The organism is Priestia aryabhattai (genome assembly GCF_023715685.1).
GTDB lineage: Bacteria > Bacillota > Bacilli > Bacillales > Bacillaceae_H > Priestia > Priestia aryabhattai_B.
In genome coordinates this window covers 53,767-68,638 of the sequence record NZ_JAMBOQ010000008.1, presented here as the reverse complement: position 1 = coordinate 68,638, position 14,872 = coordinate 53,767, and the positions used below count along the sequence as shown (strand labels likewise).

Annotated in this window: 19 protein-coding genes and 1 riboswitch; of the genes, 12 read left to right on the top strand and 7 right to left on the bottom strand. The window is 38.9% G+C overall.

The genetic code is table 11. The annotated features are described in order from the left end of the window. Positions 1–37: 37 nt before the first annotated feature. Positions 38–469 (top strand): Rrf2 family transcriptional regulator, encoded by a 432-nt coding sequence (locus tag M3225_RS24725; protein ID WP_251398965.1) that lies wholly within the window; start codon positions 38–40, stop codon positions 467–469. A 53-nt stretch (positions 470–522) separates the two neighbouring features. Here the strand turns inward: M3225_RS24725 and M3225_RS24720 are convergent, their stop codons facing one another. Next, complete coding sequence (locus M3225_RS24720; RefSeq protein WP_251398962.1) at positions 523–1,518, bottom strand: NADPH:quinone oxidoreductase family protein; 996 nt, start codon at positions 1,516–1,518, stop codon at positions 523–525. A gap of 183 nt (positions 1,519–1,701) precedes the next feature. On the opposite strand from M3225_RS24720, the gene M3225_RS24715 reads away from it, so the two are divergent. Further along, positions 1,702–2,646 (top strand): nucleoside hydrolase, encoded by a 945-nt coding sequence (locus M3225_RS24715; RefSeq protein WP_251398946.1) that lies wholly within the window; start codon positions 1,702–1,704, stop codon positions 2,644–2,646. 34 nt (positions 2,647–2,680) lie between these two features. Here the strand turns inward: M3225_RS24715 and M3225_RS24710 are convergent, their stop codons facing one another. The 3 genes from M3225_RS24710 to M3225_RS24700 are packed head-to-tail and all read right to left on the bottom strand — an operon-like array spanning position 2,681 to position 4,955. Further along, on the bottom strand, positions 2,681–3,415 hold the full coding sequence (locus M3225_RS24710; protein WP_074897476.1) for an amino acid ABC transporter ATP-binding protein: 735 nt from the start codon (positions 3,413–3,415) through the stop codon (positions 2,681–2,683). 30 nt (positions 3,416–3,445) lie between these two features. Next, the gene (locus tag M3225_RS24705; protein ID WP_251398943.1) at positions 3,446–4,150 is read right to left on the bottom strand and encodes an amino acid ABC transporter permease; all 705 of its coding nucleotides are present in this window, start codon (positions 4,148–4,150) and stop codon (positions 3,446–3,448) included. Next, positions 4,134–4,955: an amino acid ABC transporter substrate-binding protein gene (locus M3225_RS24700; protein WP_251398940.1), complete on the bottom strand. Its 822-nt coding sequence runs from the start codon at positions 4,953–4,955 to the stop codon at positions 4,134–4,136. The genes M3225_RS24705 and M3225_RS24700 overlap by 17 nt, the downstream gene beginning before the upstream one ends. Before the next feature lie 341 nt (positions 4,956–5,296). Between M3225_RS24700 and M3225_RS24695 the strand changes: the two genes are divergently transcribed. The 9 genes from M3225_RS24695 to thiD all read left to right on the top strand — a co-directional run bounded on the left by M3225_RS24695 (position 5,297) and on the right by thiD (position 11,286). Next, entirely contained in the window at positions 5,297–5,695 is a 399-nt protein-coding gene (locus M3225_RS24695) for a fluoride efflux transporter FluC (protein ID WP_251398937.1), read from the top strand. Then, positions 5,696–6,085: a fluoride efflux transporter CrcB gene (gene crcB / locus M3225_RS24690; RefSeq protein WP_251398933.1), complete on the top strand. Its 390-nt coding sequence runs from the start codon at positions 5,696–5,698 to the stop codon at positions 6,083–6,085. It abuts the gene before it with no gap. A 47-nt stretch (positions 6,086–6,132) separates the two neighbouring features. Then, complete coding sequence (locus M3225_RS24685) at positions 6,133–6,348, top strand: hypothetical protein (protein WP_013055279.1); 216 nt, start codon at positions 6,133–6,135, stop codon at positions 6,346–6,348. 159 nt (positions 6,349–6,507) lie between these two features. Further along, positions 6,508–6,609, top strand: a riboswitch (TPP riboswitch). A gap of 121 nt (positions 6,610–6,730) precedes the next feature. Further along, on the top strand, positions 6,731–7,354 hold the full coding sequence (locus tag M3225_RS24680; RefSeq protein ID WP_251399149.1) for a thiamine phosphate synthase: 624 nt from the start codon (positions 6,731–6,733) through the stop codon (positions 7,352–7,354). Next, the gene (gene thiO / locus M3225_RS24675) at positions 7,338–8,465 is read left to right on the top strand and encodes a glycine oxidase ThiO (protein ID WP_251398930.1); all 1,128 of its coding nucleotides are present in this window, start codon (positions 7,338–7,340) and stop codon (positions 8,463–8,465) included. The genes M3225_RS24680 and thiO overlap by 17 nt, the downstream gene beginning before the upstream one ends. Beyond that, positions 8,462–8,665, top strand: coding sequence for a sulfur carrier protein ThiS (gene thiS / locus M3225_RS24670; protein ID WP_014461698.1), 204 nt, complete (start codon positions 8,462–8,464; stop codon positions 8,663–8,665). Before thiO ends, thiS begins: the two co-directional genes overlap by 4 nt. 5 nt (positions 8,666–8,670) lie before the next feature. Beyond that, entirely contained in the window at positions 8,671–9,438 is a 768-nt protein-coding gene (locus tag M3225_RS24665) for a thiazole synthase (RefSeq protein ID WP_251398927.1), read from the top strand. Then, positions 9,435–10,454: a thiazole biosynthesis adenylyltransferase ThiF gene (locus M3225_RS24660; protein WP_251398923.1), complete on the top strand. Its 1,020-nt coding sequence runs from the start codon at positions 9,435–9,437 to the stop codon at positions 10,452–10,454. Before M3225_RS24665 ends, M3225_RS24660 begins: the two co-directional genes overlap by 4 nt. 22 nt (positions 10,455–10,476) lie before the next feature. After that, complete coding sequence (gene thiD / locus M3225_RS24655; RefSeq protein ID WP_251398920.1) at positions 10,477–11,286, top strand: bifunctional hydroxymethylpyrimidine kinase/phosphomethylpyrimidine kinase; 810 nt, start codon at positions 10,477–10,479, stop codon at positions 11,284–11,286. Positions 11,287–11,316: 30 nt separating this feature from the next. On the opposite strand, the gene gpmA is transcribed toward thiD, so the two are convergent. Then, complete coding sequence (gene gpmA / locus M3225_RS24650) at positions 11,317–12,042, bottom strand: 2,3-diphosphoglycerate-dependent phosphoglycerate mutase (protein WP_251398917.1); 726 nt, start codon at positions 12,040–12,042, stop codon at positions 11,317–11,319. 407 nt (positions 12,043–12,449) lie between these two features. Next, entirely contained in the window at positions 12,450–13,070 is a 621-nt protein-coding gene (locus tag M3225_RS24645; protein ID WP_251398914.1) for an NAD(P)-dependent oxidoreductase, read from the bottom strand. 185 nt (positions 13,071–13,255) lie between these two features. Between M3225_RS24645 and M3225_RS24640 the strand changes: the two genes are divergently transcribed. Next, a complete protein-coding gene (locus tag M3225_RS24640) occupies positions 13,256–14,521 on the top strand; it encodes a hemolysin family protein (protein ID WP_251398911.1) in 1,266 nt (421 codons plus the stop codon). Between the two features lie 65 nt (positions 14,522–14,586). On the opposite strand, the gene M3225_RS24635 is transcribed toward M3225_RS24640, so the two are convergent. After that, the gene (locus M3225_RS24635) at positions 14,587–14,805 is read right to left on the bottom strand and encodes an alpha/beta-type small acid-soluble spore protein (RefSeq protein ID WP_013055290.1); all 219 of its coding nucleotides are present in this window, start codon (positions 14,803–14,805) and stop codon (positions 14,587–14,589) included. Between the last annotated feature and the right edge of the window lie 67 nt (positions 14,806–14,872).

Genomic DNA, 14,872 nt, shown 5'->3' with positions numbered 1-14,872 from the left:
TAACTATAATGATTACAACTAACTAGGAGTGAGAGCAATGAAAATTAGCAGCCGATTCACCGTGGCCGTTCACATACTGTCTTTAATTAAAGTAGATAGCAGTCATCCTAGTACCTCAGAGTGGATTGCCAACAGTGTAAATACAAATCCTGTTGTCATAAGACGTGTAATTGGGATGTTAAAGAAAGCGGGACTCGTGGGCGTAAAAGCCGGAGCTGGCGGAGCTTATCTATTGAAAGACTTAGAAGAGATAACGTTGTTAGACGTTTACCGAGCGGTGGCGGCAGTGGAAGAAGGAGAATTGTTTCAAGTGCATGAAAGTCCTAATGTGGATTGCCCTGTAGGAGCCAATATTCAAAGTGTACTTGAATTGATTTTAAAACGTTCTCAAGATGCTATGGAACAAGTCTTAGCCGATGTGACCATGAAAGAATTAGTGACGGATTTAATATCAAAAATAGATGCATAGCAACATGCTTCTGTTCTTAAAAAAACGGAGAAACCTAGGTTTCTCCGTTTTTTTTATAGCTTCACAATTGTTCGTCCTCGAGCTTGTCCTTTTAGTAAAGTAGGAAGAACCTGAGGGAGATGTTGTAATGAAATTTCTTGCTGAATGAAAGGTTCAAAGCTTTCAGGCTTAAAGTCATTAGCGAGTCTATTCCAAATCTCTTTTCGAGTAGGCATTGGACAGTAAACAGAATCGATACCTAACAAATTAATCCCTCTTAAAATGAATGGAAAGACGGTTGTTGGCACTTTGCCTCCAGCTGTTAGCCCGCTGACGGCTACAGAGCCTCCGTACTGAATTTGACTGAGGACAGAAGCTAGAGGCTCTCCGCCCACAGGATCTACTGCAGCGGCCCATTTTTGCTTGCCTAATGCTTTTAATTTGCCGTTATAAACGTCTTCACGCGCTACAATAGATGAAGCGCCAAGCTCTTTCAAATAAGATGCTTCCGAGCTTTTTCCTGTACTTGCTTCCACTGTGTAGCCTAATTTTGAAAGAATGGCAACCGCAAAGCTTCCCACGCCTCCCGTAGCGCCTGTTACAAGCACAGAGCCGTTAGATGGACTAGTATGGTTTTCCTCTAGGCGATGTACAGATAAAGCAGCTGTAAAGCCAGCTGTTCCGATAATCATTGCTTCCTTTAACGTCAAATTTTCAGGAAGAGGGACAATCCATTCGCTGCGTATGCGCGCATACTCACTGTAGCCTCCGAAATGTGATACTCCAATGTCATAGCTTGTTGCGATGACACGATCGCCTTCTTTAAAATCAGAGCTGTTAGAAGATACAACGACTCCTGCTAGGTCGATTCCTGGGACAAACGGATAGCTTGTCACAATATTGCCGTTTGCGATGCTGGCTAAGCTATCTTTATAATTCACCCCTGAATAATGAACGTGAATAAGTACATCGTTTTCTGGCAAATCGTTTAGCGTAAGTTCTTGGACGGACGCCTCCACTTGTTCTTCACCTTTTTTATCTACCACTAATGCTGAAAATGATTGCTCCATTTTATTTCTCCTTTCTCTACTGATATATATATGTCTATACATAGATTACCTTATTTCTATACCCATTATAGAAAATATTAAAAGAAGTTCATAATACTTTGATTACGAAACGGATCATTTCATTATAAAATAGCGGTATAGCTAAACATTGGTTAGCAATACATAGGAAAGAGGAGAAGAGAAATGAGTACAAACATATATTTTAACCATGATGCAGGTATTGATGATTTAGTATCACTTTTTTTACTGCTGCAAATGGATGATGTAAAGGTAACAGGGGTATCTGTTATTCCTGCTGACGGATACCTAGAGCCAGGTATCAGCGCAAGCCAAAAAATTATTGACCGTTTTGGAAGTTATGATATCGAGGTAGCCAAATCTACTTCACGCGGTATGAACCCATTTCCAAAAGAATGGCGCATGCATACGTTTTATGTAGATGCACTGCCGATTTTAAATGAAAAAGGGGAAGTACAAACAAAAATAAGTCAGCTGCCTGCTCACGATCATTTAATTGAAACATTACAGCATACAGCCGGAAAAACGACTTTATTATTTACAGGACCGTTAACTGATTTGGCAAGAGCACTTGAAAAAGCGCCAGAAATAGAAGAGAAAATTGACAAGTTGGTGTGGATGGGCGGTACATTTCAAGAAGTAGGAAATGTGCAAGAGCCTGAACATGATGGAACGGCGGAATGGAATGCTTTTTGGGATCCAAAAGCAGTAGCAAAAGTATGGGAAAGCAGAATTAAAATTGAGATGGTTGCTTTAGAAAGCACGAATCAAGTTCCATTAACGCCGGCTATTCGTCAAATGTGGGCTTCACTTCGCAGGTATGAAGGAGTAGACTTTGTAGGGCAGTGCTACGCGGCCTGCCCGCCGCTTGTGCATGTTGAAACCAATTCAACTTATTATTTGTGGGATGTACTCACAACAGCATTTACAGGGAATTCAGCACTTGTGAAGGTAAAAAACGTTTCGAGTATTGTGCATACAGAAACACCGAGCCAAGGAAGAACAGAAATTTCTGAAGAGGGTCGACCTGTAGACGTCGTGTATGATGTCACAGCTGAAGCATTCTTTACGTACATTACAGATTTAATGAAAAAAGCAGTAGCGAAATAAAGAAAAAGGTTGCACATGAAAGTGTGCAACCTTTTTAATGAATCATATTTAAGAATTGACGTGTCCGCTCTTGTTGAGGATTTGAAAATATTTGATCCGGTGTACCTCTTTCCATAATGACACCTTGATCCATAAAAATAACTTCATCTGCTACTTCACGGGCAAAGCGCATTTCATGAGTTACCACAACCATCGTCATTCCTTCTTTTGCCAGGTCTTTCATCGCTTGAAGAACATCTCCTACAAGCTCAGGATCAAGAGCTGAAGTGGGCTCATCAAACAGCATAACTTTTGGATCCATTGCCATTGCTCGGGCGATGCCAACACGCTGTTGTTGTCCGCCTGATAGTTGGAAAGGATAAAAGTCAAGCTTATCTCCTAAGCCAACGCGTGTTAACAATTCTTTTCCTCTCTTTTCTGCTTCTTGAGTGGAAACACCCTTCACAATTACAGGACCTTCCATAACATTTTCAAGCGCATTTTTATGAGGAAACAAGTTATAGTTTTGAAATACCATACCTGTTAGGCTTCGAAATGAAGTAATGTCTTTTTTGCGAACAGGTTTGGTAAAATTCATGCTTTTTTTATCAAGTTCAATCGTACCGTCTGTTGGGATTTCTAAAAGATTCAAGCAACGTAAAAAAGTGGTTTTACCGGATCCAGAAGGACCGATTAATACAATTACCTTGCCCTGTTCAACTTCTAAATCAATCCCTTTTAATACTTGCAAATCACCAAATGATTTATGCAAATTTTTAATATTAATCATATGAAAAACTCCTTTAGCTACTTGAAACGGTTATTTAGATACGTAACGATCTAGTCTTATCTCAATGCGTCCTTGGATAATGGATAAGATTGTACACATAATCCAGTACAAAAGCGCTGCTTCACTATAAAGAAGTAAAAACTCATAGTTAGTTGAAGCAATTTCTTGAGCTTTACGGAACATCTCAGAAACAAGAATAAGCGATGCAAGTGACGTATCTTTAATAAGACTAATAAAAGAGTTAGATAATGGCGGAATCGATACACGTGCTGCTTGCGGTAAGATAATCCGTCTTAATGCTTGGGAATAGGTCATACCAAGTGAGTACCCAGCTTCCCACTGTCCCTTAGGAATAGATTGAATCGCTGCTCGGATAATTTCAGATGCATAAGCGCCTACACTTAATGAAAATCCAATAATAGCAGAGATAAATGGATCAATCGTTATATCTAAGTTAGGTAATCCGTAGAAAATAATAAATAATTGCACAAGCAGCGGTGTACCGCGAATAATTGATACATAGATGCGCGCAATTATATTTAAAATTTTTATAGATGATAAACGAGCTAAGGCTGTCAAAACAGCTAAAATAATACCAAGTACAAACGTAATTAATGTTAGTGGAATAGAATATTGAATAGCTCCCTTTAGCATTGGTAAGAGAGATGATTGAGCGATTGAAATCAATTGATTCAATCGCTCTCCATCAGGAATAATATTATTTAGGAGAAACATCTTCGCCAAACCATTTCTTGGAAATTTTTGCGTATGTTCCGTCTTTTTTCATATCTTTTAATGCTTTATTTACTTCATCCACTAACTTACCGCTGTCTTTTCTAAACATAAAGCCGCTTGCAGCACCATCGGACTTCTCATCCGCGATTTTGATAGGTGCGTTAGGGTGCTTTTTCTTATAGTCAAGGAACGATAATTTATCGTTGATTGTAGCATCAACACGTTTTGCGCTCATTAGTTCTACGGCTTGAGCAAAACCTTCGGCACTCGTAATGTTTGCACCGTAAGATTGAGCCATGTCTTTGTAGTTACTTGTTAATGACTGTGCTGACTTTTTTCCTTTTAAATCTTTAAATGATTTGATATCTTTTTCGTCTTTACGAACAATTAATACAGCGCCTGACTGGATGTATGGGTCAGAGAAATCGTATTTTTTTTGACGATCTTCTCGAATACCAACTTCATTAGCAATCATGTCAAAGCGTTTAGCATCTAATCCAGCAAACATGCCATCCCACTGTGTTTCTTTGAACTCAGCTTTTACGCCAAGACGTTTAGCCACTTCTTGAGCCAATTCTACATCAAACCCAGTTAGCTTTTGTTTGTCATCATGAAAAGTGAACGGAGGGTATGTACCTTCAGTTCCAATTGTTAATACGCCATCTTTTTTCACTTTATTGTATAAATCTTCTTGTGAAGACTTATTGTCTCCATTGTTTGCTTCATTTTTTGAGCTAGAACCGCATGCGGCAAGCACAACTGTGAAAGCTAATAGTAGCGACAAAAGTGCAGCAAATTTCTTCATTTTCTAAACCCCCTAGTATTCTTATAGGAAATGATACTCTGTGATACTAAACAAGAACACAGCAAAAGTCAACAAAAAAAACTTATACGATTAATGTGACTTAAACTAAGGGAAATATACCTTCTATACACCGTTTGTCATCAGGATACAGAAAGATTTTTAAATTTGGATTAAGTGGATTTTTAAGGAAGATTTAAGGAGTAAAAAGGAAGTTTCATGCGACGATTTTCTCTTTCATTTTTTCATGACTTTTGGTGCAATAAACATATAGTTAAATGTTAAGGTAGAAATAAATTCCTTATGGTACACTTAAAGAAGAATTTATGAAACGGAGCGATATGATGAAAGCCATAAATTTAATCTCAATTGCCTTTGGTGCTATCGCTGGTACATATGCACGCTATTTGCTGAATCTTTCCTTATTATATACGGGATATCCAATAGGAACGGTAATTGAAAACCTATTAGGAAGCTTCATATTAGGCCTATTAACAGGATTTTTTGCGTGGAAAAAGCCAAAAGAATGGATAAAGCTTGGTCTAGGTGTTGGCGTGTGCGGCGGTTTTACAACGTATTCAACGTTTGCAGGAGACGTCATTTCTCTCACTCAGCACCATTTATTTGGTGGAGCTATTTATGTCATTGTCTCTTTAGTAGGTGGGGTTCTTCTTGCTTTAGCAGGCTATCTATGCGGTGAAGCGGCAGGGGAAAATTTAGTGAAATTACATGAGGTGAAGTAAATGAGCATAGTGAGCTTGGCACTTGGCGGGGCAGCTGGAGGAATATGCCGTTATCTTTTGGGTTTAAAAGTTACAAAAACAGTTTCAAACCCTCCTTTTCCAGTATCAATGCTGTTTGTAAACTTGCTCGGTGCGTTTGGGCTTGGTCTTTTTTACGGCAGTTATTATGGAAAGGTTCCGAGTCATGCTTATGATGATTCAATATTTTTAATGATTGGCATTGGCTTTTTGGGTGCCTTTACCACTTTTTCAACGTTTAGTGTGGAAACCGTGCAGTTAATTCGAGAAAAATCTTATCGGAAAATGTTGGCGTACGTGGGGATTTCAGCATTTGGAACAATTGGTTTATTTACAGTCGGTTTACTGGCAGGAACGTTTTTATTTAAGTAAAGAGAACGTTTCTAGTAGGGAAAAACAAAAAGACGGAGAAGTATAGAATGGATAGAAAAGCAGAAGTTTGGAAATACATTTTGTTGATTGTGGCTGTTGCAGGTCAAATCATCGGTTTTTTATTTTTATTTATAAATGTTGTGGCGGCATTTATTTTTTACGGTTTTTATATTCTAACTTTTATTATGTTACTCCTGCTGTTTATATGGGATCGGAAAAAGGAAAAAGACAAAGAAGAATTTGACGACTATACTGATTACTAACCATATAAAAAGCAGAATGGTGCGATGCGTCGGGCCTCTTACATAAAGAGGCTTAAAAAATACATATATAAAAGGAAGAGAGCTGTAAGAACACAAAGGGATATTGTATTTACATCTAGTTGTGTTATAATTTTAAGTGCAAAAACAAAATCAATAAATAGCAATCACTAGGGGAGCTCTTTGGAGCTGAGACGAATGTATTTCGGACCCTTTGAACCTGATCTGGTTTGGACCAGCGTAGGGAAGTGGCGATCATGTTTACATAACAATACATGCTAACCACTCTACGTTGTAGAGTGGTTCTTTGTATGTAATAAAGCCCTCTGCACAAGATGAAGTGATTGAAATTTCTCTTTATTCTGAATGGAAAGGTTTCGATCATGTGGATATTCCTAAATTTCATGTCATTACAACAGATAAGCAGCCAATCGAAGAGCTTCAGGAAATTTTAACAGCTATTGCGCCTTTTGCGGGCGCTGTTCATATTAGAGAAAAAAAGAAAACGGCAAAGCAGATTCAATGTTTACTAGAAAGCCTGCCATTTTGTCACTCTAAAATTATTGTAAATGATCGAGTTGATGTAGCACATGCTTTAAAAGCAAAGGGAGTACAGCTTGCCTATCATAGCTTAGACGTTTCGTTTGTTATAGACGCATTTCCTTCTCTTATTGTCGGAAAATCAGTTCACTCCGTGGAAGAAGCCCTAGAAGCTGAAAAAGATGGTGCTCACTACATTCTATACGGACATATTTATTCAACTCATTCAAAAAAAGGATTAAAAGGTCGAGGGATAGCAGCACTAAAAGAAGTAGTAGACGCTGTGCAAATACCGGTTATTGCCATTGGAGGAATTACACCTGTAAATGCCGCAGAGGTACTTCAAACAGGAGCACACGGTATAGCTGTGATGTCTGGTGTCATGCTTGCGCAAGATCCGCTCAAAGCGATCAAACAATATTCTCATATATGGACATCTGGAGGTGGAGAAAATGAAGAAGCATTATGATGTACTGTTAATCGGAGGAGGCATAATCAGCTCTTCTATTGCTTATCATTTGTCAAAACAAGGAGCGTCAGTAGCCATTCTTGAGCGCAATCAAATCGGTTGTGAAGCTTCAAGTGCAGCCGCTGGTATTTTAGGCGCTCAAGCTGAAATTGATGAAGAAGGTCCTCTTTTAGACTTAGCTATTAGGAGCAGAAGCATGTTTCCTGAACTGGTTAAGGAACTAAAAGAAAAAACGGCAATCGACGTAGAGCTTATTCAAAAAGGCTTATTAAAAGTGGCTGTAACAGAAGAAGATGCACACGTATTAAAGAAAAAAGCCGCTCAGCATCATCGATGGGATGAACATGTAAGATGGATCGATGTAAAAGAAGCGCGCTTGTTAGAACCGGGTCTCTCTCCAGACATACACGGAGCAATTACAATACCCGGAGACGGTCAGCTAGCTCCGGTTAAGTTAACGCAAGCTCTTGCTCATGGAGCCTTGTATCACGGAGCAGATGTATTCGAATACTGTGACGTTCATTCTCTTATTATGGAGAATGAAACAGTAAAAGGTGTACAGACGTCTAAAGGATTTTTTTATGGAGAAAAAGTAGTTATTGCAGCAGGCTCATGGGCTAAACGCTTTATTTCTTCTGAACATTTAGGGCAGGTGTTTCCTGTAAAAGGAGAGTGTATTGCTCTTCAAAGTCATAAGCCGCTGCTTTCTAAAACGATTTTTTTAGATGAAGGTTTTTATTTAGTGCCTAAAGCAGGCGGAAGAATCGTAATCGGGGCAACTAAGCTACAGCATGATTTTACCAAGACGGTTTCTGCACAGGGTATTCAATTTTTGCTAAATAAAGCCGTTACGCTCCTGCCGGCTATCAAAGAAGCAACATTTGAAAAAGCATGGGCAGGTCTTCGTCCACAAACAAATGATGGTTGGCCTTATTTAGGAGAGCATCCTGAGGTAGCAAATCTCCACATGGCGTTTGGCCACTACCGAAACGGTATTTTATTAAGTGCTGCAACCGGACAAATTATGGCTGATGCTTTGTTAGGGAAAAGTCCGAATCATTCATTTTTTACATCATTTCAGCTAAGGAGAGCAATGGAGGGAGTTCATTGAATCTAATTATTAATGGTAAGACCGTCACTGTCGGAGATGAAATTGAAACAGTCGAGCACCTGTTACAGGCTCAGAACCTGCATGAGCGAGTTGTAATTGTTGAGTTAAACAAGAACATTTTGCAAAAAGAAGAACATAGCGATGCAAGCTTAAAAGATGGAGATACATTAGAAGTTGTTTCATTTGTCGGAGGAGGATGAAGATTATGTTAAAAATTGGACAATATACATTTAATTCACGTTTATTATTAGGAACAGGGAAATTTCCGGACTTTACGACTCAGCGTCAAGCGGTAGAAGAGTCGGAAACAGAAATTTTAACATTTGCTGTTAGACGAATGGATATTTTTGATCAAAACCAGCCTAATTTATTAGAAGCGCTTGATGTGAAGCGTTTCACTCTTTTGCCTAACACTGCTGGAGCAAAAAATGCAGAAGAGGCGGTACGTATTGCTAAATTAGCAAAGGCTTCTGGACTTTGTGACATGGTGAAAGTAGAAGTAATTGGATGTGATAAAACGCTACTTCCTGATCCAGTTGAAACATTAAAAGCCAGTGAAGAACTGTTAAAAGAGGGCTTTACTGTTTTACCTTACACATCAGATGATGTTTTACTTGCGCGCCGTTTGGAAGATTTAGGCGTACATGCTATTATGCCAGGAGCTTCGCCTATCGGTTCAGGTCAAGGCATTATTAACCCGTTGAACATGCGTTTTATCATTGAACAATCAAATGTTCCAGTAATTGTAGATGCAGGTATTGGAACGGCTTCAGATGCAGCTCAAGCTATGGAGCTAGGAGCAGATGGTGTGTTATTAAATACAGCTGTTTCAGGAGCAAAAGATCCTGTGAAAATGGCTCGTGCTATGAAACTAGCGATTGAAGCAGGACGAGCAGCATTTGAAGCAGGACGCATTGAAAAGAAACAATATGCAACGGCAAGCAGTCCAACAGAAGGGATGAGTATCGGTTGATTAATCGTTATTCCCGCCAAGAATTGTTTCAACCTATTGGAAAAGGCGGACAGCAGCAAATTCAAGAAAAGCATGTTCTGATTGTAGGAGCAGGTGCTCTTGGAACAGGGAACGCCGAGGCCCTTGCGCGAGCGGGTGTAAAGAAAATAACGCTCATTGACCGGGACTATGTAGAGTGGAGCAACCTTCAGCGGCAACAATTGTATAGTGAAAAAGATGCTGATAAAAGAATCCCAAAAGCAATTGCCGCTAAAAAACGGCTTCAAGATATTAATCATGATGTAAAAGTAGAAGCGCACGTAGCAGACGGTACCCCTCAAGTTTTAGAACAGCTTGTTGAGGGGGTAGATGTTATGATTGATGCAACCGATAATTTTGACACACGTCTTGTAATGAATGATTTATCACAAAAATATGATATTCCTTGGATTTACGGAGCATGTGTAGGAAGTTATGGAATTAGTTATACCATCATACCAAGTGAAACACCGTGTTTATCCTGTTTGCTTGAATCTGTACCGCTTGGAGGATTAACATGTGATACAGTGGGAATCATTAGTCCTGCTGTACAAATGGTAGTCGCTCATCAAGTAACAGAAGTGTTAAAAATATTAGTTGGAGACTGGAATGCGCTTAGGAGGGAACTTGTTTCGTTTGACGTATGGAAAAATGAGTATACGAGCATCAATGTGAACGTGTTTCGCAAATCTGCTTGCCGCTCATGCGGTAGTGAACAAACGTATCCCTTTTTACAATATGAAAATCAAACGAAAACAGCCGTGCTATGCGGAAGAAACACGGTGCAAATTCGTCCGGGCAAATCAGCCAAGCAGCCGCTGCAGCCTTTAGGTGAACGATTAAAAGAAAAAGGATATAAAATTGAACAAAATCCGTATCTACTTTCTTTTTATGTAGATGATTACCGTTTAGTGATGTTTCAAGATGGGCGCGTCTTTGTCCATGGAACAAACGATATAGTAGAGGCAAAGTCGCTTTATCATCGGTATATTGGGTAAGAAAGAGATGGAGGTTTCAAGCATGACAGTACCAAAAGCATTAACCATTGCTGGATCAGACAGCGGTGGAGGAGCAGGAATTCAAGCTGATTTAAAAGCATTTCAAGAGCGTGACGTTTTTGGTATGTCTGTGATTACAGCTGTGACTGCACAAAATACAGTCGGTGTACAAGGAGTTTATCCTTTAGAAGTAGAAGCAGTTGAAACGCAGTTGGATTCGATTGCCACTGACTTATTTCCTAATGCAGTTAAGACAGGCATGTTGTTCAGTGCTGATATTATTTACGCAGTGGCTCGTAAAATCAAACAGTACGGACTGCAAAACGTTGTAGTCGATCCCGTTATGATTGCAAAAGGCGGTCAGTCGCTTCTTCAGAGAGAAGCTGTACAGGCTCTAAAAGAATTATTGCCTCTTTGTGAAGTTATTACACCGAACATACCAGAGGCGGAAGTCATCACGGGTAAAGAAATCCAAACGATTGAAGACAGAAAAGAAGCGGCAAAACAGATGCATGAGCTAGGTGTAAAGCATGTGGTGATTAAAGGCGGACACGACCAATCTCATCAAGATATGATTGATTTAGTGTATGATGGTCATACGTACGTTGAAATCAAGCATGAAAAGATGAATACAAAGCATACGCACGGAACGGGATGCACGTTTGCCGCTTGCGTCACTGCTGAACTAGCAAAAGGTAAAAGCGTGGTTGAAGCGGTCCAAATCGCTTCAGATTTTGTTCACTACGCGATTAAGCATACGCTTGAAATTGGTTCCGGACACGGTCCTACTAACCATTGGGCATATAGAAAACACTTTCGTTCAAACACATAAAAAAACGTGCCTACAATCTAGGCACGTTTTTTATGAAGAATGAATATGTGTAGGAATCTCTCCATCGATGCCTAAATAATAATGTCTAATGGGCTTTAAACTATCATCAAGCTCATAAACAAGCGGCACGCTTGTCGGAATATTTAAGTTCGCAATGCCATCAGGTGAAATGTTATCCAAATACTGCATCAGAGCTCTAATCGTATTACCGTGAGCGGAAATAATGACTTTTTTGCCAGCTTTAATAGAAGGAGCAATGGTTTCGTCCCAGTATTCAAGAACTCGCTTTTCTGTATCAGCTAAGTTTTCAGTTACAGGAAATTGCCCCTTACTTAAGTCCTTATACTTAGGGTTGGAAGCTTCATAGCGAATATCTGTTGTCTCTAAAGCAGGAGGGCGTTTGTTCATCGATCTTCTCCACAAATGAACTTGCTCTTCACCAAATTTTTTTGCGGTTTCTTCTTTGTTCAAGCCTTGAAGAGCTCCGTAGTGTCGTTCATTCAATCTCCAAGATTTGTATACAGGAATCCACATGAAGTCCATTTGATGTAAGATAATCCACAGAGTGCGAATGGATCGTTTTAAAACAGAAGTATAGGCAATATCGAACTCATACTCGTTTTTCTTCAATACTTTTCCAGCTTCTCGCGCTTCTTGTAATCCACTTTTAGAAAGGTCTACATCCGTCCAGCCAGTAAATTTATTTTCAAGATTCCATACGCTTTGTCCATGCCGAATCAATACAAGTTTTATCATCATGTTCTCCTTTCAACAGTGACTAAGGACTATATTCTTTTTTATTATGAGAAGGCAAGATTTTTTTATCCTAAAGACGGGGAAAGGAGTTTTTATCATTTAGAAAAAGTGATGCCGAAAAGTAAAGCTTTACCTTTTTACGCATATGATAAAAATAAAAAAGGGAAAAGATAGTGGATAAATGACCAAGATCGTCAGATTCAAGCGCTGCACGGCCAGATTGAAGATTTAAAAGAAAAAATTTATCAAATGAAGCGTGATATTAGCACATTAGAAAAAGGAAAGCCTGTTTGGACACCGGCTCTCGTTGGTCAAATAGGAGGTTTTGTTCTAGGTGGATTAGCTATTATTGGTATTTTTTGGATGTAGAACTTCTCGTTTTGAAAACGAAAAGTTCTCCTTATTTTTTAATAGGCAATTCCAACGCGGCATTTGGAAAATTTTTGAGCCCATATCTCATGGTAAGTAAAGTGAGCGGTATCTCCCGTTGAAATTTTAACGGCATCTGCAGGTAAAATATCTTTTTCCACTCGGTACGTGCCTGTTATTTCACCATCAGGCAAGTATGTTGGGCATATAACAGTCCAGTTTAGGTCACTTTCCTTCAAGCGTAAGTATCCTTTTAAATGATCTTCTGCTGCTCTAGTAGTTTTACGCTTTGATTCATTTGATTGAAAACGATACTTTTCTGGTTCTGTTCGTGATTGTAAGGTGCCTGCAGTTCCAATAGTAAGAATACGATGAACGCCGTAATGCTTCATGCTGTTTATAATAAGCGGCATACTTTTTGAAATCGTCTCTGCTCCATCTGTATTTAACGCGCTGACTACGATGTCTTGGTGCTTGAGGGCAAAGTTGATATTTTCTTGATGAAGTACATCTCCTTGTAAGATATGTAGGTTTGGATGACTAACCTTTAGCTTATTACGGTCTCTGACAAGTACAGTAACTTCGTTTTCATCTTTTAGCATCATTTTTAATAAAGACTGTCCAACTCGTCCTGTAGAGCCTAATAGTAAAATTTTCATTGGCTACACCCCTCTATAAAAGATAGTATCTATTCTTTAGGATATACAATCTGCATACTTATTCATAATAAAAAGCATACGCGGCATAAAGTAATACAAAGTTGATGAATGAAATATTCAACAACAAAAAAATTTGATATGATAAAAAGACAGAAAAATCAAAAAAATAGGAGAGTGAATGTCTTTTGGGAGACTTGCCTCTGAATCAAATGATGATATTAGTCGTTTTGCTTGTGTTATCAGCTTTTTTTTCATCTGCTGAGACAGCTTTTTCAAGTGTAAATAAAATTCGTTTAAAACATTACGCTGAGAAAAAATATCGAGGAAGTAAAAAAGCGCTGCAGATTGCTGAACACTTTGAGCAGACGCTGTCGACAATTTTAGTAGGCAATGTTGCCGTAAACATTGCTGCGTCTTCTTTGGCAGCTAAAATTGCCCTCGATGTGTTTAAAGGAAACCTAGCACTTGTGATTAGTATCATCGCTATGACCATCATCATTTTGATTTTTGGTGAAGTCTTGCCGAAGTCGCTGGCGAAAGAGCATGCCGAATCTTTTGCGCTGATGATTTCATCATTGTTATTTATTATTATTAAATTATTAACCCCGATTTCCTTCTTATTTTTACAGGTAAAAAAAGGAGCTTCTCACTTATTAGCGTCTGCTCCTACACCAACCATTACAGAAGATGAAATTAAAGTGATGGTAGATTTAAGTGAAGAAGAAGGGACAATTAATAATATTGAAAAAGAGCTGGTTCACCGTTCACTCAATTTTAATGACATTGTGGTGGGGCAAATTTTAAAACCTAGAATTGATGTCACAGCTGTTGACGTAAATGCCGATATTGATTCGATTTGTCAAATGTTTCTTAAGGAGAGATATTCGAGAGTCCCTGTATACGAAGATCATATTGATAATATTATTGGCATTTTATCAGAAAGAGAATTTTTAACTTGTTTAGTCCAAGGAAAAGAGATTTCTATTCGCGATTTGTTGAGACAACCTATTTTTGTGGTAGAATCCATGAAAATATCTGTTCTATTGCCAGAGCTCCAAAAAAGTAAGGTGCACATGGCAATTGTAGTTGATGAGTTTGGTGGAACGGCCGGTCTTGTTACCTTAGAAGATATATTAGAAGAAATTGTAGGAGAGATTTGGGATGAACATGATGAAGCTGTTAAGTATGTACAGCAGATAGGGGAAAAGGAGTACGAATTTAACGCCGACATCCCTATTGATGAATTTTTAACCTATGTAGCGGTTAGTTCTCCTGACAGTACTTGCCATACCTTAGGGGGATGGATATATGAGCAGTTTGATCATATTCCTGCTAAAGGAGACTTTTTCTCATATGAAGAGATTCTGTTTACCGTTAAGGAAGTAGAAAATCGACGTATTCGCAAAGTTTCCGTAAAATCATTTGCGAGTAAGAAAGAGGAAGCTGATTAAAAGAAACTAGAAAGCGCTCCAAGAGATCTTGGAGCGCTAAAGCCATAATATGAAATTAGTTAATATTAGTACTTGCCGCCTAAGTTTTGCTCAGCTAATTGTACTAAACGTTTTGTGATTTCGCCACCAACAGATCCGTTCGCACGAGCTGTTGCATCTGGTCCTAAGTTTACACCAAACTCACTAGCGATTTCGAACTTCATTTGATCGATAGCAGCTTGAGCACCAGGCGCTACTAACTTGTTTGATGAATTTCTGTTTGATGCGTTTTGATAATTTGCCATGTGTATTCATCTCCTCGTTAGATAAAATAGATTGTAATGGTTGAGTTAGCTGGAGTTGAACCAGCCG